General features: G+C 62.6%; 26 protein-coding genes. 14 read left to right on the top strand and 12 right to left on the bottom strand.

All coding sequences use genetic code 11. The annotated features are described in order from the left end of the window. The first annotated feature begins 11 nt into the window (after window positions 1-11). Window positions 12-1196 (top strand): DUF1501 domain-containing protein, encoded by a 1185-nt coding sequence (locus ACQ4WP_RS25435; RefSeq protein WP_436525508.1) that lies wholly within the window; start codon window positions 12-14, stop codon window positions 1194-1196. A gap of 91 nt (window positions 1197-1287) precedes the next feature. Continuing rightward, a complete protein-coding gene (locus ACQ4WP_RS25430) occupies window positions 1288-2388 on the top strand; it encodes an AI-2E family transporter (protein ID WP_436525506.1) in 1101 nt (366 codons plus the stop codon). A 213-nt stretch (window positions 2389-2601) separates the two neighbouring features. Here ACQ4WP_RS25430 and ACQ4WP_RS25425 read toward each other — a convergent pair whose 3' ends face one another. Next, the gene (locus ACQ4WP_RS25425) at window positions 2602-2826 is read right to left on the bottom strand and encodes a hypothetical protein (protein WP_010396348.1); all 225 of its coding nucleotides are present in this window, start codon (window positions 2824-2826) and stop codon (window positions 2602-2604) included. 141 nt (window positions 2827-2967) lie between these two features. Here ACQ4WP_RS25425 and ACQ4WP_RS25420 point away from each other — a divergent pair, with 141 nt between their 5' ends. The 3 genes from ACQ4WP_RS25420 to ACQ4WP_RS25410 are packed head-to-tail and all read left to right on the top strand — an operon-like array spanning window position 2968 to window position 5469. Beyond that, window positions 2968-3726: a phosphatase PAP2 family protein gene (locus ACQ4WP_RS25420; RefSeq protein ID WP_436525504.1), complete on the top strand. Its 759-nt coding sequence runs from the start codon at window positions 2968-2970 to the stop codon at window positions 3724-3726. 5 nt (window positions 3727-3731) lie between these two features. After that, window positions 3732-4646, top strand: coding sequence for a diacylglycerol/lipid kinase family protein (locus ACQ4WP_RS25415; RefSeq protein ID WP_436525502.1), 915 nt, complete (start codon window positions 3732-3734; stop codon window positions 4644-4646). A gap of 4 nt (window positions 4647-4650) precedes the next feature. Next, window positions 4651-5469, top strand: a complete 819-nt coding sequence (locus ACQ4WP_RS25410) for a metallophosphoesterase family protein (protein WP_436525500.1) — start codon at window positions 4651-4653, stop codon at window positions 5467-5469. 50 nt (window positions 5470-5519) lie between these two features. On the opposite strand, the gene cls is transcribed toward ACQ4WP_RS25410, so the two are convergent. Then, on the bottom strand, window positions 5520-6896 hold the full coding sequence (gene cls, locus ACQ4WP_RS25405; protein ID WP_436525498.1) for a cardiolipin synthase: 1377 nt from the start codon (window positions 6894-6896) through the stop codon (window positions 5520-5522). An 11-nt stretch (window positions 6897-6907) separates the two neighbouring features. Continuing rightward, window positions 6908-9019 carry a site-specific recombinase gene (locus ACQ4WP_RS25400; RefSeq protein WP_436525496.1) on the bottom strand — a complete coding sequence of 704 codons (2112 nt, stop codon included), beginning with the start codon at window positions 9017-9019 and terminating at the stop codon, window positions 6908-6910. Between the two features lie 317 nt (window positions 9020-9336). On the opposite strand from ACQ4WP_RS25400, the gene ACQ4WP_RS25395 reads away from it, so the two are divergent. Continuing rightward, window positions 9337-10446 carry a porin gene (locus tag ACQ4WP_RS25395; RefSeq protein ID WP_436525494.1) on the top strand — a complete coding sequence of 370 codons (1110 nt, stop codon included), beginning with the start codon at window positions 9337-9339 and terminating at the stop codon, window positions 10444-10446. Between the two features lie 61 nt (window positions 10447-10507). Here the strand turns inward: ACQ4WP_RS25395 and ACQ4WP_RS25390 are convergent, their stop codons facing one another. The 3 genes from ACQ4WP_RS25390 to ACQ4WP_RS25380 all read right to left on the bottom strand — a co-directional run bounded on the left by ACQ4WP_RS25390 (window position 10508) and on the right by ACQ4WP_RS25380 (window position 13061). Further along, window positions 10508-11086, bottom strand: coding sequence for a DUF3617 domain-containing protein (locus ACQ4WP_RS25390; protein WP_436525492.1), 579 nt, complete (start codon window positions 11084-11086; stop codon window positions 10508-10510). A gap of 67 nt (window positions 11087-11153) precedes the next feature. After that, window positions 11154-12701 (bottom strand): TerC family protein, encoded by a 1548-nt coding sequence (locus ACQ4WP_RS25385; protein WP_436525490.1) that lies wholly within the window; start codon window positions 12699-12701, stop codon window positions 11154-11156. An 84-nt stretch (window positions 12702-12785) separates the two neighbouring features. Beyond that, window positions 12786-13061 carry a hypothetical protein gene (locus ACQ4WP_RS25380; RefSeq protein WP_436525488.1) on the bottom strand — a complete coding sequence of 92 codons (276 nt, stop codon included), beginning with the start codon at window positions 13059-13061 and terminating at the stop codon, window positions 12786-12788. A gap of 278 nt (window positions 13062-13339) precedes the next feature. Between ACQ4WP_RS25380 and ACQ4WP_RS25375 the strand changes: the two genes are divergently transcribed. Next, entirely contained in the window at window positions 13340-16186 is a 2847-nt protein-coding gene (locus ACQ4WP_RS25375; RefSeq protein WP_436525486.1) for a M16 family metallopeptidase, read from the top strand. A 69-nt stretch (window positions 16187-16255) separates the two neighbouring features. Here ACQ4WP_RS25375 and ACQ4WP_RS25370 read toward each other — a convergent pair whose 3' ends face one another. The 4 genes from ACQ4WP_RS25370 to ACQ4WP_RS25355 form a co-directional block, all read right to left on the bottom strand. Then, window positions 16256-16936 (bottom strand): YiaD family glycine zipper/OmpA-like lipoprotein, encoded by a 681-nt coding sequence (locus tag ACQ4WP_RS25370; RefSeq protein ID WP_436525484.1) that lies wholly within the window; start codon window positions 16934-16936, stop codon window positions 16256-16258. 163 nt (window positions 16937-17099) lie between these two features. Further along, window positions 17100-17246, bottom strand: a complete 147-nt coding sequence (locus tag ACQ4WP_RS25365; protein WP_010396376.1) for a lmo0937 family membrane protein — start codon at window positions 17244-17246, stop codon at window positions 17100-17102. A gap of 183 nt (window positions 17247-17429) precedes the next feature. Beyond that, window positions 17430-17675, bottom strand: coding sequence for a hypothetical protein (locus tag ACQ4WP_RS25360; protein ID WP_436525482.1), 246 nt, complete (start codon window positions 17673-17675; stop codon window positions 17430-17432). Window positions 17676-17840: 165 nt separating this feature from the next. Then, a complete protein-coding gene (locus ACQ4WP_RS25355; RefSeq protein ID WP_436525480.1) occupies window positions 17841-18506 on the bottom strand; it encodes an outer membrane lipoprotein in 666 nt (221 codons plus the stop codon). A 184-nt stretch (window positions 18507-18690) separates the two neighbouring features. On the opposite strand from ACQ4WP_RS25355, the gene ACQ4WP_RS25350 reads away from it, so the two are divergent. Then, on the top strand, window positions 18691-19467 hold the full coding sequence (locus ACQ4WP_RS25350) for a Crp/Fnr family transcriptional regulator (protein WP_436525478.1): 777 nt from the start codon (window positions 18691-18693) through the stop codon (window positions 19465-19467). 96 nt (window positions 19468-19563) lie between these two features. Here ACQ4WP_RS25350 and ACQ4WP_RS25345 read toward each other — a convergent pair whose 3' ends face one another. Next, complete coding sequence (locus tag ACQ4WP_RS25345) at window positions 19564-19782, bottom strand: YMGG-like glycine zipper-containing protein (protein ID WP_077401543.1); 219 nt, start codon at window positions 19780-19782, stop codon at window positions 19564-19566. Between the two features lie 182 nt (window positions 19783-19964). Continuing rightward, on the bottom strand, window positions 19965-22013 hold the full coding sequence (locus ACQ4WP_RS25340) for an AsmA family protein (RefSeq protein WP_436525476.1): 2049 nt from the start codon (window positions 22011-22013) through the stop codon (window positions 19965-19967). Window positions 22014-22289: 276 nt separating this feature from the next. Between ACQ4WP_RS25340 and ACQ4WP_RS25335 the strand changes: the two genes are divergently transcribed. The 6 genes from ACQ4WP_RS25335 (at window position 22290) to ACQ4WP_RS25310 (ending at window position 25370) form a co-directional block, all read left to right on the top strand. After that, window positions 22290-22694: a DUF4398 domain-containing protein gene (locus tag ACQ4WP_RS25335; protein WP_436525474.1), complete on the top strand. Its 405-nt coding sequence runs from the start codon at window positions 22290-22292 to the stop codon at window positions 22692-22694. Between the two features lie 19 nt (window positions 22695-22713). Further along, complete coding sequence (locus ACQ4WP_RS25330; RefSeq protein WP_436525472.1) at window positions 22714-23613, top strand: OmpA family protein; 900 nt, start codon at window positions 22714-22716, stop codon at window positions 23611-23613. 94 nt (window positions 23614-23707) lie between these two features. Further along, entirely contained in the window at window positions 23708-24244 is a 537-nt protein-coding gene (locus ACQ4WP_RS25325) for a ferritin-like domain-containing protein (RefSeq protein ID WP_436525470.1), read from the top strand. 58 nt (window positions 24245-24302) lie between these two features. Next, entirely contained in the window at window positions 24303-24605 is a 303-nt protein-coding gene (locus ACQ4WP_RS25320) for an ElaB/YgaM/YqjD family protein (RefSeq protein ID WP_035826246.1), read from the top strand. Between the two features lie 18 nt (window positions 24606-24623). Beyond that, the gene (locus ACQ4WP_RS25315; protein WP_070224915.1) at window positions 24624-25010 is read left to right on the top strand and encodes a phage holin family protein; all 387 of its coding nucleotides are present in this window, start codon (window positions 24624-24626) and stop codon (window positions 25008-25010) included. 21 nt (window positions 25011-25031) lie between these two features. Further along, complete coding sequence (locus tag ACQ4WP_RS25310; protein WP_436525468.1) at window positions 25032-25370, top strand: hypothetical protein; 339 nt, start codon at window positions 25032-25034, stop codon at window positions 25368-25370. Window positions 25371-25523: the final 153 nt, after the last annotated feature.

Here is a 25523-nt window from a genome sequence, read left to right as displayed (position 1 = left end):
AAGGAATCGCCATGAACCGTCGTGACCTGTTGAAAGCCTTGGCCGCCGCACCCTTGCTCACCCTTGCGGGCAGGCTGCTGGCCGCGCCCGCCACGGACGCGAAGCTGCTGTTCGTCTTCTTGCGCGGCGGCTATGACGCGAACAACCTGCTGGTGCCGGTCGGCAGCGATTTCTATTATGCATCGCGGCCGAATATCGCCATTGCGAAACCCGGTGCGGACAACGGCGCGCTGGCATTGACCGCCGACTGGGCCCTGCATCCGGCCTTGCGCGAGACCATTTATCCCATGTTCAATGGCGGCGAGGCGGCCTTTATTCCGTTTGCGGGCACGACGGATTTGACGCGCAGCCATTTCGAGACGCAGGACAGCATCGAACTGGGACAGGACATCGGCGGCCGGCGCGATTTCCGCTCGGGCTTTTTGAACCGGCTGGCGCAAAGCCTGAATAGCAGCAATCACGCCATTTCCTTCACGGACCAGTTGCCGCTGATCTTCCAGGGCGGCGTGCAGGTGCCGAACATGGGGCTGCGCTCCGTGGGCAAGTCGGGCATTGATGCGCGTCAAAGCCAGGTCATCGCTGCCATGTACCGGGGCACGCCCTTGCAGCAACCGGTCAGCGCGGGCTTTGCCGTGCGCGACGACGTGGCGAAAGAGTTGACGGGAGAAATGCAGGCGGCCAACCGCAACGCCATCAGTACCCGCGGCTTTGAACTGGAAGCGCAGCGCATTGCCCGCTTGATGAAGGATAAATACAAGCTCGGTTTCGTCGACGTGGGCGGCTGGGATACGCACGTGGGGCAGGGCGGCGCCAACGGCTACCTGGCGGGGCGCTTCGATGAGCTGGGGCGGGGCCTGGCCGCGTTTTCGCAGGAAATGGGCAGCGCATGGCGCAATACCGTGGTGGTGGTGGTCAGCGAATTTGGCCGCACCTTCCGCGAAAACGGTAACCGCGGCACGGATCACGGCCACGGCAGCGTGTTCTGGGTGCTGGGCGGTGGCATCAAGGGCAAGCAGGTGGCGGGCGAGCAGGTGGCGATTTCGCAGGCGAACCTGTTCCAGAACCGCGACATGCCCGTGCTGAATGAATACCGCGCCGTGCTGGGCGGCTTGCTGCGTCGCACGTTCGGCTTGACGCCGGCGCAACTCGATCACGTGTTTGCCGGCGTCAAACCGGTGGAGCTGGGACTGGTATAAGCTTGGCAGGTGGCGTGTTACGCTACGCCTGCGCAACTGGCGCGTAGCCAAGCCCGCCACTATTCACCCCGGCGGGCACGAATGGAGTGGTATGAGCGATACCCAGCGCGACATCGTCAGCGCAGGCTTTTCCCTGGCCCTGATTGCCGTGACGGCCTTCGTCATGCAGCGTTTCTTTTTGCCGCTCGTGTGGGCCGGCATCCTGTGCGTGGCCACCTGGCCTTTGTACCTGCGCGTGCGTGCGGCGCTGGGCCAGCGCACCATTATCGCGGCGGCTGTGCTGACCCTGGCGTTTGCCTGCATCTTCATCATTCCCGTGCTGTTCGGCGTGGCGCAGGCGGCGCACGAAGTGCCCGTGCTGGCCAATTTCGTCGTCCATGCGAATACGGAGGGCTTGCCCGTGCCGGACTGGGTGGCGCACATTCCCCTGGCGGGCAGCGCCATCGGCGACTGGTGGCTAGCCACCCTGAGCCAGCCCCACGGTCTCGGTCACTTCTTTGCGGGCAGCGCCGTGGGCGGCTTTCATTCCGCGCGCGACATGCTCAAGGTCCTTGGCGCGGACGTGTTCCACCGCCTGGTCGACTTCGGCCTGGCCTTCTTGTGCCTGTTTTTCTTCTACAAGGATGGCGAAGCGCTGACGCGCCAGATCACGGCCGTCGGCAGCCATTTCCTGCGTCCTGAACGCTGGGGCCGCTATGCGCAAAAGATTCCCACGGCCATCCGCGCCACCGTCAACGGCCTGGTGCTGGTAGGCCTGGCCGAAGGCGTGCTGATCGGTATCGCCTACGCCATCGCCGGCTTGCCGTCACCGGCCCTGTGGGCGTTTGCCACCGGCATCCTGGCCATCATCCCGTTTGGCGCACCGTTGGCTTACCTGTGCGCGGCCGCCTTGCTGGTCTTCCAGGGCAATGTGGGCGCCGCCATCGGCGTGGCCGCGTGGGGCACCGTAGTGCTATTCGTGGCCGACCACTTCGTGCGCCCCGGCATGATCGGCAACGCCACCCGCTTGCCCTTCCTGGCCGTGCTGTTCGGCATTCTGGGTGGCGTGGAAACCCTGGGCCTCGTGGGCCTGTTCATCGGCCCCGTCGTGATGGTGCTGTTCGTGACGCTTTGGTACGAAGCGAATGTGTTTGACAAGGTGCCTCCAGTGAAAACACCTGCCAGCCCGGCCGCACCGGAACGCACACAGTAATGAGGGGTCGGCCAGCGTTGCCGCTGGCCGGTACTGGGCGCTCCCTGCGTGGCCGGACGAGGCTTTCAAGCAATGTCGTCGAAAGCCCCAGAATACGCCGAGAAAAATCGTAGCGAGCGGCAACGAGTTGTGGCTAAGAAGCGCAGCTGTACTTTAGTACAGCGAGCATCGCCGGCCGCAAATCGCGCCGCGCAGTAGATTTTTAAGGCGTATTTAATGCGCTTTAGATAAGATCAACAACCAACGGCGCATCAGCAGCACTTCAACATAGCCCGGCTCGATGCCCGTACCGCACTCGATCAAGGGATTGACGGTGTAGTAGCGCTTGCGGAAGTCGCGGCAGACGAGGATTTCGCGTTTGCCCATGCGGACGAGGAAAGAGCTTGGGGCGTATTCCAGGCCGAACCGTGAGCCAAAACCGCTATTCAATGTTGCCATGACAATTCCTTTGAGGGAGATGTGTTGAACGAGTCACCAGAATAGCATAACTACTGTATGAAAACACAGCTACTGTATGAATAAACAGTATTTTTTTACTGGTGTGGTTTTTTTGATCATCGCCAGGAACATGAAAGAGAGATGAGTTTGCAAGAGAAGAATGACATGGGCATGACCACCGGCTGGACCACGAAACTGCGCCGCTTCGTCGAGGCGCGCCTGTCGCCCGAGGGCGAGCTGGGCCTGCACATGACGGTGGGCGTGGCCCTGATGCTGGCGGCCATCGTGGTCTTCCACGAGATCGCCGAAGCGGTGATGGGCATGCAGCAAATCACGGTGATCGACTTGCAGGTGGCGCACTGGTTCAATCAGCATGCCGTGCCGTGGATTACCAGTTGCCTGCTGGTTGTCACGCATATGCATGGCGTGATCGGCGCCATCACCCTGGCGACCCTGCTGGGCTGGTATCTGCACCGCAAGGGCGCCAATTACTGGCTGTTTACCCTGGTCATTACCATGCCGGGCGTCATGTTTTTGAACCTGCTGCTAAAGTACATTTTTGTCCGTGCGCGGCCCAGTTTTGACGAGCCCATCTTGCAGACGGCCTTGAGCACCTACAGCTTTCCCAGTGGTCATACGGCCACCTCGACGGCCCTGTACGGCTTGCTGGCCGCCTACCTGATTTGCCAGACGGCGCCGGGCGCCTGGGGCAAGCGCATCGCCATCGCGCTGGGTGCTTTCCTGATGGCCTCACTCGTGGGGTTCAGCCGCATCTACCTGGGCGCGCATTACCTGAGCGATGTGCTGGCGGCCATGGCGGAAAGCTATGGCTGGCTGGCCATCTGCATCGCTGGCGTGTCGACCCTGCGCCGGCGCCGGCATATCCGGCAAACCAGATAAGGGGAATGATCCTGAGCAAAATTGCAGTCATCATCAACGGGGGCGCCGGCTGTGGCTATGCGCCCGACTGGGCGCAGCAGCTCGAAGCACAGTTTCTGGCCGTGGGTCTCGACGCCGCCATCACCCTGGCGCAAAGCGGGGCCGAGATGATCGCCACGGCCGAGCAGGCCCTGCGCGATGGCGCGCCCATCGTCGTGGCCGGTGGCGGCGACGGCACCATCAATGCCGTCGCCTCCGTCGTCGTCGGCAGCGGCACGCCGTTTGGTGTCTTGCCGCTGGGCACCCTGAACCATTTCGCCAAGGATTTGAATATTCCCTTGGCGCTCGATGCGGCCATCGCCAATGTGGCGCAGGGCGTGCTGCACCAAGTCGACGTGGGCGAAGTGAATGGCCGCATCTTCCTCAACAATTCCAGCCTGGGCCTGTATCCCGATATCGTGCGCGACCGCGAAAAGCAGCAGCGCCGGCTGGGGCGGGGCAAGTGGCTGGCCTTCAGCTGGGCCCTGCTGGCGGCCTTGCACCGCTATCCCTTTCTCAGCGTGCAATTGAAACTCAGGGACGCCGTGCATGCGCGGCGCACGCCGTTTGTGTTCATCGGTAATAATGAATACCTGATGGAAGGCTTGACTATCGGTGAGCGCGAGCGGCTCGATGGCGGCCAGCTGAGCCTGTACGTGGCGCAGCGTCCGGGCCGCCTGGGCTTGCTGAAACTGGCCCTGCATGCACTGTTCGGCAAGTTGTCGCAAGCCAAGGATTTCGACGTGCTGACGGCCACCGACCTGGAAATCGCCACGCGCCACCGCCGCCTGCGCGTGGCCACCGATGGCGAAGTGACCGTCATGAATACGCCGCTGCAATACCGTATCCGTCCCGCCGCGCTGGCGGTGCTGGTGCCTGCGCCGGCACCTTCCGGGGAGTAAGGCCATGCGTACCATCGTGCATTTGTCCGACTTGCATTTTGGCAGGGTCGACGCGGACCTGCTGGCGCCCTTGCGCGCGCTGGTCGAGCGCCTGGAACCGGACGTGGTGGTGGTCTCGGGCGACCTGACCCAGCGCGCCCGCAGCGCCCAGTTCCAGGCAGCACGGCACTTTCTCGACAGCTTGCCGGGGCCACAGATCGTGGTGCCGGGCAACCATGACGTGCCCCTCTACAACCTGTTCAGTCGCTTCCTGACGCCGCTGGTGAAGTATCGGCGCCATGTGACGGACGATTTGTCGCCCGAATATGTGGATGAGGAAATCGCCGTGCTGGGCATCAACACGGCCCGCTCCCTGACCTTCAAGGATGGCCGCATCAGCCACGAGCAGATCGATGTCCTGCGTGAACGCCTGGGCCGTTTGCCGCCCGGTTTGACGCGCATCATCGTCACGCACCATCCATTTGACTTGCCCGAGCATTTCGACAAGGATGATCTGGTCGACCGCGCGCCGCTGGCGCTGCAAATGTTTTCCGAATGCGGTGTGGACCTGTTACTGGCCGGCCATTTGCACGCCAGCCATGCGGGCGACACCTCGGCGCGCTACAAGATCGACGGTTACGCTGCCCTGATGGTGCAGGCGGGCACGGCCACGTCCACGCGGGGCAGGGGCGAGTCGAACTCGTTCAATGTCATCCGCATCGAAGACAGCTGCATCCGCGTCGAACGCTACAGCTGGAATGAAGACAGCGCCGACTTTGAAAAAGTCAGCACGGAAGCGTTCGAGCGCCAGGGCGGCGTGTGGGCCAGCTTGCGGCCGCTGTAGGTATCTCGTCGGATTAGCGCGGCGAAGCTGCGCTAATCCGACCTACTTCCTTACAGCCAGTAGTTCATGAAACGCGCCGCCCACTCCTTCATGCGGTCCGATATGGGGCGCGTTTCCCATTTCGCCCGGGTGATTTCTTCCGAGTCGCGCAAGTCTTCCTGGAAGGCGTTTTCCATTTCACGGCCGAAACTGTCGCCCAGCACGATCACGTTCAGTTCGCTGTTATGCAGGAAGCTGCGCATGTCGATGTTGGTCGAGCCCACGGTCGACCAGGCGCCGTCGATGACGGCTGTCTTGGCGTGCAGCACGGCCAGTTTCAAGTGGAAGATGCGGACGCCGCCGGCCAGCAACTGGTCGTACAGCGCGTGTCCCGCATGGAACACCAGGCCGCTGTCGGACACGCCGGGCAGCACCACGGTGACGTCCACGCCCCGCTTGGCGGCCGCGATCAGCGCGTCGACCGTCTGCTGGTCGGGCACGAAATAGGCGGACGTGATGTGGATGGATTTCTTCGCTTCCTGGATGGCCAGGATGTAGGCCTTGTAGATTTCAAAGCCGCCGTCCGGCTCGCTGGCTACCACGCGCACCAGCTTGTCGCCCACTTCGGACAGCACGGGGAAATAATTGGCGTCCGCCAAGTCGGCCTGGTCTTGCTGGGCCCAGGTGCGGATGAACAGCCACTGGAAGGCGGCCACGGCCGGGCCTTCCACTTTCACGTGCGTATCGCGCCAGCCCACGTCCTTCTTGTCGGTAGGTTTCGATTTCGAGCGGAACAGCGAGCTCTTGGCATAGGTATCGCTGATATTGATGCCGCCCGTAAACGCCATCTTGCCGTCGACGATCAGCACCTTGCGGTGGTCGCGGTTATTGATCTTCCACTCATCACCCTTCAGCTTGGCGGGATTGACGGGGTTGAAGGCCACCAGGTGCACGCCTGCGGCGCGCATGCGCTCGAAGAAGGCTTGCGGCACGCCGATGGTGCCCACGCTGTCGTAGATGACGTTCACCGTCACGCCCGATTGCTGTTTTTCGATGAGCATGTCGGCAAATTTCAGGCCCAGCGGGTCCTGGTCGAAGATATACGTTTCCAGGTTGATGCTGTTCTTCGCCTCGCTGATGGCCTGGAACATGGCGGCCATGGTTTGCGGACCGTCAAACAGCAGGGTCACCTTGTTGCCTTTGATTAAAGGCACGCCCGTGGCCGCCTCTTCCAGCGCGGCCTGGGTCTTCAAGTCCATGCCGGACTTGGCCCAGCGCTTGTTGAGCAGGGCGGCGCGGCTGTTGACGTTCAGCATGGCGCCCTTGCCCGTGATGACCTTGGGCCTGGCCACGGGTTCCAGGGTGGTGTTGAGGTTCTTGACATTGGGCAGCGAGGCGCATGCAGCCAGGGTCCAGCACAGCAGTAGGGCGGTGAGGCAGGGTTGCATGCGCCTGGCGGTCATTTTTGAGCCTTGGTCGTGGGTGACAGGTTTGCCGAGTCATCGGCCAGCGCCAGTGGCGGCGGGTTTTTCGAGCCGAGGAAGAAGACGATGGGCGACCTCAGGAAGCGCTTGCCCAGAATCTTCAACAATTGCATGCCGTGCTTGAAGCGCACCTGGCGCGAACGCAGGGCCACCCACAGGGCCAAACCGAAGCTGACCAGCAAATTGGCCGTGCCGATGGCGAAGATGCCCGACAGCGACTTGACGGCCAGTTGCCAGCTCATGTTGTGGTCCAGTCCCACCAGCGCTGTCGCAAAGTTGGCGGCCGAGAAGGTGATGTGGCGGATATCGATGGGCAAGCCGATCAAAAAGCCCAGGGTACCGATGGAACCGAGCAGGATACCGAAATAGAAGTTACCCATCAGACCGCCCAGGTTGTTTTCCAGGTACAGGCCCAGCCGTTGCAAGCGCTCCTGGCCGATCACGCGGCCCAGGCCGCGCAATTGCGCGATGCGCTGCGCCCAGCGCGTGTACAGCGCCTGGTTATCATAGTAGCCCGAAATCAGGCCGGCCACGAACAGGCACACGCCGGCAATCATGGCGTAGAAGATGGCGGGGCTGCCGATGGGGTCGATATCGTGCAGCAGATGCATGGCTTTTTCCGGCGACACCAGGTTATGGCCCGTGATCGCCTTGTAGCCCAGCGCGATCAGCCAGGCCGTGGGAATGGCCGTGGCCAGGTTGCCCAGCACGGCCATGTTTTGCGTGCGGAAGACCTTGTTGATCAGTTCGGCCATGCTGTCGAGGTCGATATTCCTGCCATCCTTGCTGTGCAGGCCGGCGGCGATGCGCGAGGCCGTCATGGCCGGCTGCTTGGTGGCCACCGTGAAGTGCAGCAAGTGGATGAACATGAAGCCGATCGAGTAATTCATGCTGAACATGAACGCTTCGACCAGCGGTGCCGAGCGCAAATACGACATCAGGATCTTGAACAGGGCCATGAAGCCGATGATGATGCCCGCGCCCGCCGATGAGAGGAACATGGCGCCCATTTCGCGGCGGTTTTCCGCGATGTAGTGCTCGCCCGTGCGGCTGGCGTTTTCCGTCACATTGCGCGCCAGCAAGTTGATATTGTCGGAAAACAGGTCGCTGACCTTGTACTTGTGGTTATGCGCGCTTATCAGTTCCAGCGCCAGCGCGACGGCGCCCGCGCGGCGGCGGCTGACGGGCTGCGGGTGCAGCAAGTCTTGCGTGGCGTCCACTGTGATGGCGGCGATATCCACGTTGGCGGAGCTGGGCAGCTCGCCGCTCGTGTCGACCAGGAACAGCAGCTTGCGCAGGCGGTCGATGCTTTGCGCCAGCGCCACCAATAAATACGTGAGGGGAATGCTGGTGCCCTGGTACAGGGCTTTCTTGCGGATCTTGGCGATGACGGCGTCGCACTGGTCCAGCATCACCAGTAAATGGCGCGCGTCTTCGATGTGTTCGATATTGCCGTGCAGCAGATTCGTGTAGGCGTCCAGGTAGGCGTTCACTTCCGTGTTCTGCACCATGAACGGCGACTGGAATACTTCAATTTCATTGTGGAAACGCGTCAGTTCCGGTTCCAGGCCCATGGCGCAGACGCGGTAGGACAGGGTGCGGATGGCGTCGAGCATGCCCGGCAGCATGATATTGCCGTCGCCGACGGCCAGTTCGATATCGTCGCTGGTGAGCACGTCGAACAGTTCCAGCCAGTCCGTGGCGGGCACGTTGCTGATCCACAAATAATCGGTCTTCAGGTACAGCACCTGGTCGAGCGCGTCGTTCAGGTACTCGTCGCCCAGGGCGGGCGGCAGCATGCGGTAGGCGATGCGGCGTTTCAATTCGGTGAAAAAACCGCTATTCGACAGCACGCCGATGTCCGTGTACAGGCTGGCGTGGCGGCGCGCGGCCAGCACGCGCAGCACGTATTCGTGCAGGGCGCGCGCTTGCGCGGGGTTACCTTTGAGAAGCTGGCGCAGGGTGCGCACGTTGGCGATCGCGGTAGCGCTGTCGTGGGGGCGCTTGGGACGCAGTGAGTTGAATAATTCCACCAGCAAGTCGATATTGCTGGAGTTGGGGTCAATGCGTTCGAGGATAGCTAGCATGCAGAAAAACGGGCGAGCCGCTGTCGGTAAAACCAGTAGTGTACCGCCTGCGTCAAATCGCGCAACGTTCGCTACCGAACATTGCTTTACGGCAGGGCCTGCTTTTAACGCCATTTTGCCGCCAGTGCCACAATCATGGTCACTCTTGCGTGTTGTCAGTGCGCGACGTGTTTCCCGGGGCTAAGCTGAAGTTTCTGTTGTACAACGCACGGATGGCTGGACAAAAAGCGAGGATAAGGTAACACTAAGATCAGACACACAGCGCATGTCCTGATCAATACCGGGAAGTTTCAATTCACGTTACCGAGATATTTATCATGAAGACCTCGTATTTTGCGCTGGCTGCGATAGGGATGGGGTCATTTGCGCTGGGCGCAGCGGCCCAGGCTGCCGATGGCGCGGGCAGTGCCGCATCCAGTAACGTTGCCGTGTATGGCGTGCTCGACGCGGGTATCGTTGCCGAACGGGGCTGTGTCGCCAATTGCGCCGGCGCCAAGGTGTCCGGCGGCGTTGCGTCCGGCTCGCGCCTGGGGCTGCAGGGTCGCGAAGCCTTGGGCAATGACGTGTCCGCCGTGTTTACCCTGGAAGCGGGCGTGCAGAACGATACGGGGCAGTCGGAAGACGGTCGCCTGTTCGGCCGCCAGGCTTACGTGGGCCTGGATGGCCGCCTGGGCGCGCTGACTCTGGGGCGCCAGTACAACCTGCAATACCTGACGCTCACCGACGTGGCCGACCCGTTCAAGGGCGGCATGGCCGGCAGCGCCAGCAACCTGGCCGGCTACAGCGTGAAACGCTATGACAATACCGTCAAATACGTGACGCCCGCCTTGCGCGGCGTGTCCGCCAGCGCCATTTACAGCTTTGGCGAGTCGCCGTACAGCAGCGCCAATAACCGCGCGTATGGCGCCACGCTCGGCTATTCGGCCGGCGCCGTGAATGTCAGCGTGTCGCACCAGCGCAAGAACAACTTCATCCTCGCTTCCGGCACCCTGCCCGCCATCGACATGTCGGCCCGCAACACCCTGATCGCGGCAAATATCGACCTGAAAGTGGCCACCGCCTTTGCCGCCGTGGGCGTGAACAAGGGCTATGGCAGTTCGCCGTGGGACCCGAACAATGCCTACAGCTCGCTGGCTCTGTCGATGTCGTCGTCGGATAGCCGCGATACCTTGCTGGGCGTGTCCGTGCCCGTGGGCGGCTTCAAGCTGCTGGCCTCGTACGTGCGCAAGGATGACCGCGACCTGGCCAACCGCGACGCCAGCCAGGTGGCCCTCGGCCTCACGTACTCGCTGTCAAAACGCAGCGATTTCTACGCGTCTTACGCGAAGATCCACAACAAGAACGGCGCCCGCTACACGGTGGGCAATGCCAGCGACGCGGGACGCGGCGACGCCGCTTTTAATATGGGCTTTCGTCACGGCTTCTGAGCAGCCGCGCCCGCCAGGCGGCCGGTGCAGGATGACAGCGCGCCTTCAACCTGGGCTTCCGTCACGGCTTCTGAGCGCCAGCGGTTGACGGTGCAGGGCAGGTCGCCCCCAGCCACTTGCCGTTGCTTGTCACGTTCACCTGCTCGGGCGTGCCGCGCGCGTTGGTCGTCACCGCCAGTTGCATGCTGAAAGCCTGGTCGCCACTGAAGCGCACCTGGCCTTCGCCGCTCGATTTCGGGTTAGCACAGGTGAACGATACATTCATGCCGCCCGCAGTGTCGGTGTTCTTCGACTTGCAATCGCCGGGCTGGCCCGTGGGAATCTGTTTGCGCGCGGCCATCTCCGGCGTCACGCAAGCCGTTACGCGCACGGCGCCATCGGCGCCCACGGCGGGCATGGCCATGCCGCGGCTGGCGGCCATGCTTTCCAGCTGCTTGCGTTGATCGGGAGGAAGGTTGCCCAGTTGCTGCAGCACCATGGACATGGCGTTGTCGGTAGCGGCATCGGGCGACGCCATCTTGCTGTCGACTTGCCACAGGCCCGGCTTGATGGGGGTGGACGGTGAGGCAGCTTGGGCACCGGCGTGCGCGCCGATGGCGGCGCAGGCCAGCAAACTCAGGCGTAGCAGGGAGTGGTTCATGTTGGCGTCTCCAAAAAGGGCAGACCCCAGCATACGGCATGGCAAGCGGGGCACGCTTGCCAATGTGTTACAAACTGTGATCGGGTTCGATGCGGCGCACGTCGACGCAGGCGATGCGGCGCTCGTCGGCCTCGACGATTTCATAGCGCAAGTCATCGAGTTCCAGCACTTCGCCCACGGCCGGCATGTTTTCAAAGTGCGCCAGCAGGAAGCCGGCCAGCGAGTTGTAATCGCCGTCTTCGCTGACCAGCGACTCCGTCTCGAAGACTTGCTCCAGGTAATGCAGGTCCGTGGCGCCGTCGATGCGCCAGTGGCCGGGGCCCAGCACTTCCACGTCGGGTTGCTCGTCCTCGTCGGGGAATTCGCCGGCGATGGCTTCGAGGATGTCGATGGGCGTCAGCACGCCTTGCACGGTGCCGAACTCGTCGACCACCAGCACCAGCTGGCCGCGCGAGCGCTTCAAGGTTTCCATGGCTTTCAGCACGCCGGCCGCTTCCGGCACGACGATGGCTTCGCGCATGCTGGCCGGGTCGATCTTGCCGTGCGACACGAGATCTTCGATGAGGTCCTTGCTGCGCGCGATGCCGATCACATTGTCCAGGTCATCATTGCAGACAGGAATCATGCTGTGCGGCGTCTCGCGTAGCAGTTGCAGCATCTTTTCGCTGCTGTCGTTCAGGTTGACCCACGAGACGTCGCCGCGCGGCGTCATCACCGAGCGGATCGAGCGTTCCGCCAGGGTCAGCACGCCGCTGACCATGTTGCGCTCTTCCACGCCGAAGGCGGACGGGTCGAGCGCTTCCTTGACTTCGTGCTCTTCGACGGCTTCGCGACCCTTGCGCCCCCCCAGCAGGCTCAGCACGGCTTGCGCCGTGCGGTCGCGCAGCGGGGCATTCGACTGCAGCTTGAGGAAGTTGCGGCGCGCCAGCTGATTGAAGAACTCAATGACGATCGAGAAACCGATAGCGGCGTACAGATAGCCTTTCGGAATGTGGAAGCCCATGCCTTCGGCCACCAGGGACAGGCCGATCATCAGCAAAAAGCTCAGGCACAGCACCACGACGGTAGGGTGGGCGTTGACGAAGCGCGTCAGCACTTTTGAAGCGAGCATCATGACGACGATGGAAATGACGACGGCCGCCATCATCACGTACAGGTTGTCCACCATGCCGACGGCCGTGATGACGGCGTCGAGCGAGAAGACGGCGTCGAGCACGACGATCTGCGCCACCACCAGGCCGAAGCCGGCGTAGACTTTCGGGCCTGTCTGGGCATGTGTGACGCCTTCGAGGCGCTCGTGCAGCTCGGTGGTGGCCTTGAACAGCAGAAACAGGCCACCGATGAGCAGGATCAGGTCGCGTCCCGAAAACGAGAATGTCCATAGGGAAAACAATGGCGTGGTCAGGGTGACCAGCCAGGAAATCAGGGAGAGCAGGCCCAGGCGCATGACGAGGGCCAGGGTCAGGCCCAGCACGCGCGCCTTGTCGCGCTGGTGCGGCGGCAGTTTCTCGGCCAGGATGGCGATGAAGATCAGGTTGTCGATGCCCAGTACGATTTCCAGTACGACCAGCGTCAGCAGGCCGACCCAGATTGTCGGGTCAAATAACCATTCCATGTGTGTAACCTTGTAAAGTCAATCAATATAAAGCGTGCCCGGCGGCGGATTGCCCCGGGCTTGAATGCGATGCGTGCTGCGGTGTCAGTGGCGGACGCGCGGCGGCCGGATGGCCTGCCGCGCGTCCGCTTCGGCAAGTGCGCCCGGTCCCGCTTGCCAAATAATGGCGCAAAACGGCGCCCCCTGGCGCGAGGTCGGGTACAGCGTGATGGGGTCGTTGTCGCAGTCGTCGGCGTCGCAGTTGTCGCCGGGCTGGCCCGCATGGGCGCCGGGGTCAAGGCAATCCGCGACGAAGGCAGGCGTGGCAGTAATGCCGGCCACGACTGCATGCTGGAATGGGGAAGGGCTGGCGTAGGCCATGCTGGCGAACGCCTGTGGTAAGGCGATGAAAACAAAAAGGCAGAGCAGGACGAGAGCTCGTCTCATATACAGGCAGATAGTTCTGGAACCATGGAGTATAACACGGGCACATAACAGCTCGATGACAGGGACTTGCGTCACTGATAAGTATGCCGTAAATTGTGAGAGCAATAATTTCCCTGGGCGGCGAAGACGCAGCGCGGGCCTGTGGCAATGTTTGCGGCCGCATCACATGGCGCTTGCGCTTTTTTCTAACGTAGTGTTACCAGGACTCCGCCTTGAAACCAATTACCGCCCTCCTGCTTGCCGCCGGCATCCTCTCGCCTTCCTTCATCCTGGCCGCCACCCCGGTGGAAGTCGCGCCGACCCAGAAAACCGGCAAGGCTGCACCCAACCGCGGCGCCGCCGTCAAAGTCACGTCCGTCGAAGGCATCACCGAATACCGCCTGGCCAATGGCTTGCGCGTGCTGCTGTTTCCCGATGCCAGCAAGCCGACCCTGACCACCAACATCGTCTACCTGGTCGGCTCGCGCCATGAAAACTATGGCGAAACGGGCATGGCCCACTTGCTCGAGCACTTGCTGTTCAAGCCCAGCGCCAACTTCGGCGTCAAGAAGGGCAGCAAGACCCCGGTCGAGATCCTGAACTCGACGGGCGCGCAGTTCAACGGCACCACCTGGTACGACCGCACCAATTACTACGCCACCTTCCCCGCCAACGACGACAACCTGCGTCAGATGCTGGCCATGGAAGCGGACCGCATGGTGAACGCCGCCATCGACCAGAACGACCTGTGGAATCCGAAGACGCAGAAGGGCGAAATGACCGTCGTGCGCAACGAGTTCGAGATGGGCGAGAGCGACCCGATCGGCGTGACCAGCGAACGCATCCAGGCCATCGCCTACGACTGGCACAACTATGGCAAGTCGACCATCGGCGCCCGCTCCGACATCGAGCAAGTGAATATTCCCCGCTTGCGCGCGTTTTACCATGAATATTATCAGCCCGATAACGCCGTGCTGATGGTGGCGGGCCGTTTCGACGAAGTCAAGGTGTTGAAGCAGATCAATGATCTGTTCGGCAAGATTCCGAAACCCACGCGCGTGATCGAACCGACCTATACGGCCGAACCCGTGCAGGATGGCGAGCGCGCCGTGACGGTGCGCCGCAGCGGCGGCACGCAGTTCGTCGGCGCCGGCTATCACGTGGCGCCGTCCGGCAACCCGGATGCCGTCGCCATCGAAGTGCTGGGCCACGTGCTGACGGACGCGCCCGCTGGCCGCCTGCACAAGGCGCTGGTGGAAACCAAGCTGGCCAGCAAGATCGAATACAACTCGGTGAGCAACCTGGAGCCGGGCTACAACCTGTTCGGCGCGCTGGTGCCACTCGATGGCAACCTCGATGCGGCGCAAGCGGCCATGCTGAAAGTGCTGGAAGAGCTGAAATCGCAGCCGGTCACGGAGGCGGAAGTGGCGCGCGTGAAGCAGCAGCTGAACAAGCAGGTCGAACTGATCACCTCGAACACGGCGCGCATGACGATCGCCCTGACGGAATCGCTGGCGGCTGGTGACTGGCGTCTGTTCTTCCTGCAGCGCGACCAGCTCGACAAGCTGACGACGGCGCAGGTACAGGCGGCGGCCGAGAAATACCTGAAGAGCTCGAACCGCACCCTGGGCCGCTTCATCCCCACCGATGCGCCGGACCGCACCGTCGTACCGGCCTACGCCGACGTGGCGCCGCAACTGGCCGGCTACACGGGCCGCGCCGTGGTGGCGCAGGGCGAAGCGTTCGATCCCAGCCCCGACAATATCGAAGCGCGCACGCAGCGCTTCACCTTGCCGAACGGCTTGAAGGGCGCCTTGCTGCCGAAGAAAACCAAGGGCAATACCGTCAGCGTCGTATTGAAATTGCAGATCGGCAGCGAAGACAGCTTGCGCGGCAAGTCGTTTGTTGGCAGCTACACGGCCAATCTGTTGTCGCGCGGCACGGATAAACTGTCGCGCCAGGAAGTGAAGGACAAGTTCGACCAACTGGGCACGCAAGTGGCCATCACGGGCGGCGCCGAAGGCGTCACCGCCATGCTGACGGGCAAGCGCGAGAACTTGCCTGCCGCCATGGACCTGCTGGCGCAAGTGCTGCAAAAGCCCGCCTTGAGCGAGACGGAATTCCTGGAATTGCAGCGCGAGCGCGTGGGCCGCGCGGAACAGGAATTGCCTGAACCGCAACCGCTGGCCGTGAACGCCTTCCGCCGCCTGCTCGACGCCACGCCAGAAGACCATGTGCGCCATGTGGCCACCCTGCCGTTTGAGCTGGCGCAATGGAAAGCCATCCAGGTGGCTGATGTGAAAGCCTTTCATGGCGCCTATTATGGCGCGTCGAACGCCACCGTTGCCGCCGTGGGTGATTTCGACCCGGCCGCGCTGAAGGCGCAAGTGGCCAGCCTGTACGGCAGCTGGAAGGCGCAGCAGCCGTATGTGCGCATTCTTGATGCCGTCAAGCCCGTCAGCGGCGAGAAAGTCACGCTGGAAACGCCGGACAAGGCCAACAGTGTGCTGTTCGCCATCCAGCCGATTCCCCTCAAGGATGACGCCGCCACCTATCCGGCCTTGCTGATCGCCAATCACATGCTCGGTGGCGGCGCCTTGCGCAGCCGCCTGGCAGACCGCATCCGCCAGAAGGAAGGCCTGTCGTACGGCGTCGGCTCGCAAGTGACGGTGCCGTCGCGCGAACCGGCCGGTTACTGGATGGCGTATGCCATCAGCGCGCCGCAAAACACGGTCAAGGTGGAAGCGGCCCTGCGCGAGGAAATCGCCAAGGTGCTGGCCGACGGCTTTACGCAAGAGGAATTGGCCGAGGCGAAGAAAGGCTGGCTGCAATCGGAAGAAGTGGGCCGCACGCAGGATGCGGGCCTGGCACGCGAACTGGCCGGCTACCTGGCGCAAGACCGCACCATGGCGTACGACAAGGACCTGGAAGCGAAAGTGGCCGCCTTGACCCTGGCGCAAGTGAACCAGAGCCTGCGCGAGTACTTGAAGCCATCGGCCGTCTCGATCGTGACGGCGGGCGACTTCGCCAAGGTGGCGAAAGAGGGCGAAAGCGGTGCCAAGGCAACGACGTCGAAGTAAGCTGCTTTACATAGAAAAAACCCGCCGGCAAGTCACCTTGCCGGCGGGTTTTTTATTGATGCTGTCAACTTAGCGTGGCGCCATTTCGGCTACGTAGATTTCCACGCGGCGATTGCGTGCGCGTCCCGAGGCATCCGCATTCGAGGCGATCGGCTCGCGTGCGCCGCGGCCTTCCGTGACGACGCGCGTCGGTGAGACGCCGCGCATGGCCAGGTAGTCGCGCGTGTGGGCCGCGCGTTCCACCGACAGCGGTTCATTGATGGAAGCGCTGCCCGTGCTGTCCGTGTGGCCGATGATGCTGACCGTGGTGTTCTGGTTTTCGTTCAGGGTGGCGGCAAAGCGGTCGAGAATCGGGCGGAAGTTGCCCTTGATGTCGGCGCGGTTTGTGTCGAAGGAAATATCGCTGGGGATTTCCATTTTCAGGCGGTTATCGGCCGTCTGCGTCACTTGCACACCAGTACCCTGTGTCGCTTGTTCCATCGCGCGCTTCTGGTTTTCCATGCGGTTCGACCAGATATTGCCGACCACGGCGCCCGCTGCCGCGCCCAGCAGGGCGCCGCCGGCCGTGCGGCCGCTGCTGCCACCACCGGTGGTGCCGCCGATCAAGGCGCCCAGGCCTGCGCCGATGCCGGCGCCCGTGGCCGTGCCACGCTGCGTCGAGGACATATCCGCGCAGCCAGTGGCGGCCAGCGCGAGGACCAGCATGCCGATCAGGGATTTGGCGCCAGGGCCGTTTTTGAATGCTTTCATGGATTTTCTCCTTGTTTTGTTATTGGGACATACCCAGAGTTACCTGCACACGTTACTGCAAAATGAAGCTGTTTGCCAGTGGGTGCACACTGTATGCAAAAGGCGGCAAAAAGGCGGCGCCCGTTTGCACGCGCGCCGCCCTGTCTGGCCAGTCAAATGGCGTCTATAAACCGCGCCCGCTGATCAGGCGCAGCAGCACCATGATCACGGCGACCACCAGCAGGATGTGGATGAAGCCGCCAATGGTATAGGAAGTTACCAGGCCCAGCAGCCAAAGAATGATGAGTACGACGGCGATTGTATATAGCATGATATGTCCTCCGAGAGTAATGTGTGGATGACGGCGACTGCCTTGGCCTTGCAGGCGCTGGCGCGTGGCGCCGTCATCGGTTCTTGTCATTGCGCGGCGACTATGTCGCTGAACGCTGATGCCATGACTTAGTGTCTACTTTGTTTCCCTTGCGTTCTGTACGCTGTCGTACACAAGGATCAACTATCGGGGCCGGTCGGCGTGCTCATCGGCCATGCCCGGTATCCAGGCCAGCATGCCGGCCATGCCGACGGCGCCCGCCAGGCAGCTGACCATGCCGCCCGTCAGCAGCAGCATCACGCCGAACACGGGCGCGCTCGCTTGCAATGGCGCGAGGTCCAGCGCGCAGAAGCCCAGCGCGGTGGCGAAGATGCCGCCGCCGATAAAGCCCAGCCAGATCCGGTTGCCGCCTGTCTTGTCGTTTTTCATCGCATCTCCTTGAAGACATCCGTTGAGCTTTCCTGAGTGCATCATCTCGCAGGACGGCAAACTCATCTGTACGCCAACGAACATTATCAAAAAGAAAACGCCCGGACAGGCCGGGCGTGTGTTGGATTTGTCACGCTGGCGGGCGGCCTACTTGCCGCCGGCCGCTTAGCCGATGGCGCGCAAGCCGCCGTTGACGACGCGTACGCGGTCGCCCTGGCGCCAGTTCGGCGCGGCGCTCTGGTGCACGGTGCGCGTTTTGCCGTTATCGAGGCGCACGACGATGTTGTAGCTGCGCGTGGCGCGCACGCTGCCTTCGATCTGGTTGCCGGCCACGGCGCCGCCAACGGCACCCAGCACGGTGGCCAGTTGCTTGCCGTGGCCGCCGCCTACCTGGTTGCCCAGCAAGCCGCCGACGACGGCGCCGCCGGCCGCCCCCACGCCGCTGCCTTCGGCGCGCGTATTGACTTCATGGATGGCTTCGATCACGCCGCAATTGCCGCACACCTGCGGCGCCGGGGCGGCTGCGGCGTATTGCTGCTGTGCTTGCTGCTGCGGCTGCGGCTGGCGCATGGGTTGCTGCTGTGGCTGTTGCTGTTGCGGCGGCAAGGCAGCCAGCGCTTGCGCGCCGGCAGGCTGCAAGTTCGCTTGCGGCTGGTTCGCCTGCAGGTTGGCCAGCTGTTCGGCCGAGGTGCTGGCCGCCAGTGGCTGGGCATCGCCCTGGGATGAGGGCAGCCAGCCCATCAGGGCCGCCGTGCCCACGCCGCAGAACAGCAGGACGGCGACGGCGGCGGCAAGCACCAGCGGATGGAGGGATTTGGTGGTGGTGGTCATGGAAAGCTCCTTGGTTTTTTTAAATAATGAAATGGGTAGTGCGTGTGATCCGTGCATGCAGCCAGTGTGCTGTGCCGCGTGCCGCGCTTCCGTGCGTCACCGTACATACAGGCTCGGTACTGCACCGTAGGCTAAGTAAAAATTATGTCGAGTTGTAACGTTGTAACGACACCAAGGAAAAGCAATGCGACCAACGAATGCCAGCATGACCCTGTCCCGCGACGCAGGCCGATCTGGCCTGGGGTCGCCTGCGGGCGCGCTTGACGCCGGCAACCGCTTGCTTGCCAGCCTGCCCGAGCACGACTTGCGGCACCTGACGGCGCTGTTCGATACCGTCACGGTCGAGGTGGGCGAGGTGCTGTACGAGCCGGGCCAGCCTATCGGCTACATCTATTTCCCCGGCGACTGCCTGATCTCGCTGCTGGCCGTGGCGGAAGGACGGATGACCCTGGAAGTGGGCTCCGTCGGCCGAGAAGGCGTGCTGGGCGCTTCCGTCGCGCTGGGTCATGACCTGGCGCAGGTACGTGCCGTGGTGCAACGCTCCGGCACGGCCAGCCGCATCGCACGTGCGGCGTTCTGCGCCGAGTTCGCCCAGCTCGATTCCCTGCAGCGCCTGCTGTACCGCTACACGGACACCTTGCTGGCGCAAGCCATCCAGATTGCCGTGTGCAGCCGCTTCCATGTGCTCGAGGCGCGCCTGGCCCGTTCGCTGTTGATCACGCGCGACCGCCTGCAGTCGGAAAAATTTCACCTGACGCATGAATTCCTCGCCCATACCCTGGGCGTGCGGCGGGTTGGCGTGACCAAGGCAGCCAGCGCGCTGCAACAGCAAAAACTGATCACCTACAGCCGCGGCAATATCGAAATCCTCGATTCCGCCGGCCTGGAAGCCGTCTCCTGCCGCTGCTACGCGCTGGTCAAGGACAGCGGCGCCATCGGCATGGCCAACGTCTTCGTCTGATTTCCTCAGAATAACTTTTCAATTTCGTCAACAGAAGCCGGACGCAAAAAAGCGGGGCGGGCGCCTGGGCACCCACCCCGCTTTCTTGCGCAACGATTACTTCGGCTTGACCTGGTTGCCGATCACGCCGCCGACGGCGGCGCCACCGACTGCGCCGATGGCGCTGCCGCCCGTCAGCACGGAGCCGGCAACGGCGCCGACACCGGCGCCGATGGCCGTATTTTTATCCTGACCCGACATGTTGGCGCAAGCAGTCAAGCTCAGCAGCAGAGCGGCAACGGAAGTGGTGGCGGCGATTTTTTTAATGATTTGCATGATAATTCTCCTATGAATTCGGACCTCGTGGCGCCGGCATGGTATGGGCCGGTGGGACTTCGTGTCGCCACGTCTTGGGTGTTTCAGGCACGATCACAGAATAGAATTGTGACAAGGCAGGGTCTGTTCGACAACGCACATAGGGGTGTAACAATTGTAATCGCGCACGGTTGCCGTGCCGTTCAGCGGTGTTTGCGCGGTGTCTTGCCCGGTTTCGGCGCCACCGGCTTGACGCGCGCCTTGGCCAGCAGGGTGGCGCATTCGCTATCCTCGCCGGGACCGGTGTTCACCAGCGGCAGCAGGGCGGCCACGGGCGCCACCACGGCCAGCGCCAGGGCGCCGCCGGCGCGCAGAGCCAGCACGCCCTTGTCGATGCTCACGTCGGGCTTGCTGAAGGTACCCCGCACATACAAAGGCGAGCGCAGCGAAAAGATGCGCAAGCCCTTGCTGTCCGGCTGCAGGGTCAGGTCCAGCTGCTCGTTGGCCAGGTTGACCGTGCCGTCGGCGTGCAGGATGGCATCGTCCGTGTCGACGATGAACTGGCGCGTGCGCATCAGCCCCTTGGTGACGACGAAATCGGCGGCCATGCAGTTCAGCTTGACCTGCTTGTCGCCCACCAGCTTGGTCAGCACGATACTGCCGATATTCAAGCCCATTTCTTCCAGCAGCAGCTTGCTGATGCTGCCCCGGTTGATCAGCGCGCGCACTTCGCCGTTCGAACTGCCCAGCAGGCTGGCGACGGAATTACCCGTGGCCGACAGCGAAGCGTCGCCATTGATTTCGCCCACGCTCGCCTGCAGGGCCGGCAGGCGGGGAAACAGCTGCTGGATGTGCAGGTGGCGCGCGCTGGCCTTGAGTTCGGCGGCGATGCCATTGGCGACAACTTTGCCGCTGCCGTCGAGCTTGATCTGCGACGTCAGGGTGCCGCCCGCCACGTTGAAGTTGAGCGGCGTCAGGGACAGCACGCCATCCGTCAGCACCACATGCGTGTCGAGCTTGCTGATTGGCAACTCGGCGTCGCGCGTGATCTTGTCAGCCGTGTAGCGCACGTCGGCATCCAGGCTGGTCCAGCGCTCCGTCTTGAAGGTTTCCACCGGCAGTACGCGGCCGGCCGGCTGCGTCGACGGCACGCCTCGCTCCTTCTTGCTGGCGCTGGAATCGGCGCCCACCAGCGGGCCCAGGTCGGAAAATTGCAGCAGGCGCGAGTGGACCTCGCCCGTCAGGCGCTTGCGCGGTGTGCTAGCCGAAAAGGCCAGCTTGCCACGGATGTCGCTCGACCCTACCCTGCCGCTGAACTGGTCGTACACCCATTCGCCGCCGCGGGGCGCCAGGGTGCCCGTCAAATGGCCTTCCGTACTGAAATGCGGCGTTTCCGGCAGCAGCACGCCCGTCAATGGATACAGGCGCGCCATGCTGGGCCCGGATATTTTCAGGCGCACGTCGAGCGCGGCCAGGTCGGCCGGGCGCGTCAGGGTGCCTTCGATGGCCACGCTGCTGCCGCCTGCGCGCATGTCGGCCTGGATGGGGAAGGGCGTGCCTTGCTGCTGCAGCGACAGCACGCCGCCCGCCTTGCCGCCGCCCTGGATGCTTTCGCCTCGGTATTTGCCGGACAGTTTCCACGCGATGCCGTAGCGCGCATCGTCCGTGATGGTGTCGACATCGGCGCGCATCGCCGTCTTTGTGACGCCATCGTCCAGATATACGGTGCCCTTGCTGAAGACCACGCTTTGCAGTTCCAGCTGCCACGGCGATGGCTGTTCCTGCTTGTCGAAGGTCCAGTTGTTCTTGCCATCCTTGTTGCGCAGCAAGCGTATCTGTGGCGTGTCGAAGCGCAATTGCGGGATGATGATTTTCTTGTCCAGCAGGGCCAGCGGGTTGAGCGAAAACGCCAGCTGGCTCACGCTGGCCAGCTGCGCCTCGCCATCCGTGTCCGCCATGCTGGTTGGGTTGCCCAGGCGCACGTCCTTTGCCTGCAGGTGCGGCCACGGCAGGTAGGCGCGCCAGGTTTGTTGCCCCGCCGTAGGCGGCTGCTGCCACGTCAGCGACAGGTCGCCTGCAATGGCAAACGGCCGGCCCAGCGCTTCGCTGGCGCGCGCATTCAGCCAGGGCTTGGCGCGGTTCCAGTCCATGTTGAGCAGGACGACGACGGCCGTGATGGGCAGGGCGACCAGCACGGCGGCGCTGGCGAGGGCGATTTTCTGGCGGCGCGAGAGTGAGATAAGGCGTGGCATAAGGTGTGGGGTAAGAAGCGTTTCTTTCTAGACAGAAGCACGATGCTACAGGAATCGCTACAAAGCAGGTCCGTTTCAGGTTTTGCCGGCGCAGGCGTGCGCTGGCGCACCTTGCCCGTGCAAGTATTGTCGATTTCCTACCCTATGTGCGGCACCGAACGGATATGCGGGGCGCCGGAGCCTATAACGTCATACATCAAACACCGTTCCTGATTCCTGATTCCAGATGCACCGACGGATGAAACTTACCGCTTAACATTTTCCAGGAGAAGAAAAATGACAAACCGAGATTTCACGATGTCCCCACTGGCCGCCCTGGCTGCTTGCGCCACCGCCGTCGTCCTGATGACGGGCTGTTCCAGCCTGAAAACGCCAGCCACGGCCGATGTCGCCGTGTCGCGCGCCGCCGTCGATAACGCCGCCAGCGCCGGCGCCGCCGACCTGGCACCCGATGAAATGCGTTCGGCCCGCGAAAAAATGCGCATGGCTAACCAGGCCCTGAAAGACCGCGACTACAGGACGGCGCGCGAGCTGGCCGACCAGGCGCAAGCCGATGCCAAGCTGGCGCAAAGCAAGGCCAACTCGGCCAAGGCCACCAGCGCCGCCGATGAAATCAACGAGAGCATCCGCGTCATGCGCGAAGAACTCGACCGTGCCAACCAGCAAGCCCCGAAACAGTAACGAACAATAGGACCCCATCATGAAAAAAGCTACCTACACCACGATTCCCGGCCTGCTGGCCATGGCTGCCCTCGTCGCCGCCTGCAGCTCCGCGCCAACCACCACCAGCCTGCTCGACCAGACGCGTGGCGACTATATGGCGGCGCAATCGAACCCGCTGGTGTCGACCTATGCGCCACGCGAATTGCGCGAAGCGAGCGCTGCGCTGGAAGCGGCGAACGCGGCCGCCACGCGCCAGGATGACAGCGAAAAGGTCGACAAGCTGGCCTACCTGGCCAAGCAAAAAATTGCTACGGCACAAGAGGTAGCCAAGCAGAAGGCGGCGGAAGCCGATATCGCCAACGCCGGCAAGCAGCGCGACCAGTTGCGCCTCGATGCGCGCACGCAGCAGGCTGACCAGGCCACGGCGCGCGCCCAGGCGGCACAGGCGGATGCGGAAGCGGCCAAGGCCCAGGCGCAATCGGCCGAAGCATCGGCCCGTGACGCCACCGCCCGCGCCGCCGCGCTGGAAGTGCAACTGGCCGACCTGGCCGCCAAGAAAACCGAACGCGGCATGGTGATCACCTTGGGCGACGTGCTGTTTGGCACGGACAAGGCGAACCTGACGGCCGATGGCGCGAATACGGCACGCAAGCTGGCCGATGTGCTGAAAAACAACCCGCAGCGCACCGTGCTGATCGAAGGCTTTACGGATAGCACGGGCGGTTCCGCGCACAACCTGGAATTGTCGCAGCGCCGCGCCGAATCCGTGCGCAATGCGCTGCTGGAACAAGGCATCAGCCGTGACCGCATCGCCACGAAAGGCTATGGCGCCGCCTATCCGGCCGCCGGCAATGACAGCGCGGCGAACCGCCAGTTGAATCGCCGGGTGGAAATCGTGCTGTCGGAAGATAACACGGCCATTCCCGCCCGCCGATAGTTTTGGGAAAACGCCGCCAGGCGCGACAGTACCCAGGCAGCACCGGCCGCATGTTGGCCGGTGGATACCCATGCAAGACTTGAAAGGAAACATCATGACACTAACATCTGTTGAGATTCCAGCTGGCATCGATACGGCCGCCATCCGTGCCGCCGCTAAAAACCTGGACGACGGCGCCGTGACGGAGGGCTACCAGGCCAACCGCCAGGAGTTGATCACCCTGTTGAATGGGGCGCTGGCCACCGAACTGGTGTGTATTGCGCGCTATAAACGCCATTACTACACGGTGAGCGGGCGCGACAATGGCAGCATCAAGGCCGAGTTCCTTGAACACGCGCAGCAGGAGCAGGAGCACGCCGACTGGCTGGCCGAACGCATTGTGCAATTGAATGGCAAGCCAGATTTTAATCCTGCAACATTGCTTGCGCGTAGCCATGCCGAGTATGATGACTCCGAAGACGTGCAAAGCATGGTGCGTGCCAATTTGATCGCGGAACGGGTAGCCATCGAGTCATATCGCCAGATGATTGTGAAAATTGGCGACAAAGACCCGACGACACGCCATTTGTTGATCAAAATCATGGCTGTCGAGGAAGAGCACGCCGATGATATGCGCGATCTAATGGAATAGTGTTTTTGAGTAAAGTAGGTATAGTAACTACATTCATCCACAGCTAAGGAGCTAAACCATGTTGGAAAACAATATCACCACCGTCAATAACGATGTCAAAACCCTGGTCAAGGATGCGCAAGCCCTGTTCAGCGCCGCTGCCGCCCTGACCGGCGAAAAAGCCGATGAAGTGCGCGTCAAGGGCATGAAAACCCTGGATGCCGCCCTGGCCAAGGCGCACGAAGCGCAAGCGTCGGCTATCGTTGCTACCAAGCAGATGGCTGCCCAGGCAGACGGTTACGTAAAGGAAAACCCATGGCGCACGGTGGCCGTCGCCGCTGGCGTCGGCGTACTGGTCGGCTTCATTCTGGGCCGCAAGTAATCCACCGTCAGGAGCGATATGGACAAGTCTGCTTCGTCTCACCAGGGGCCGGGATTGATCGGCTCGGTCGCCGGCCTGGCCAAGAACGCCGTCGGACTGATGTTGTCGCGGCTGGAACTGGCCACCATCGAACTGTCGGAAGTGCGCAATCACATGCTGCAGCTGGTGGTCATTTTCGCCCTGGCGACGGTGGCGGGCTTGTTTGCCATCGCTTATGGCAGCGTGCTGATCGTCTTTCTGGCCTGGGATAGCCTGGGCTGGAAGATCCTGGCGATCATGACGGTCGTGTTCGTACTGCTGGCTATCGCCCTGGTCATGTATGCGCGCGCCATGCTGCGTCAAGGAAAGTTGTCCATGCCCGCCACCATGGCGGAATTGAAGGCTGACCGCGACATGCTGATGTAAGCTGCCTTACTAGGAGAATTCATGTCGGACAACGACAATCTGGCGGCGCAAGCCGCCCGCAAGCGCCTGCTGATCGCCCAGGGCGAAATGTACCGCGTGGGCATTGTGCATGCGCGTGCCAACGTGGGCTATGCGCTGCGTCCCGAATCGATGCTGCAGGGCGTGGTCGAGACGGCTGTCGGCTTTGCCGGCCATCGGGTCGAGTCCCTGCTGGCGCCGGGCGGCATGCGTTTGCAAGGCGCCATGCCCTACGTGCTGACGGCGTTATCGTTTATCGGACGCAAGAAACTGGTCAAGCCGGCCCTGGTCCTCGTGGCCGTGGCCGCCGTTGCCGCCAGCTGGCTGCGCCGCAAGCGCTGAAGCCTGTCAATACCCGGAACGCCGTCATTGACGGCGTTTTTTTTTGGTGCGCCAGGCATGGCGCGACGCGCGCGAGCGCGGCTCGACTGACTGTGGTGGTTAGTTGAGTGACTTGGAGGTGAAAGTCCTCTGCACACCTGGCAAGGGGAAGTG

It is taken from the genome of Janthinobacterium lyxosi (assembly GCF_051380665.1).
Taxonomy (GTDB): domain Bacteria; phylum Pseudomonadota; class Gammaproteobacteria; order Burkholderiales; family Burkholderiaceae_D; genus Janthinobacterium.
The sequence above is the reverse complement of the archived record's forward strand: the minus strand, read 5'-3'. Positions and strand labels throughout refer to the sequence as shown.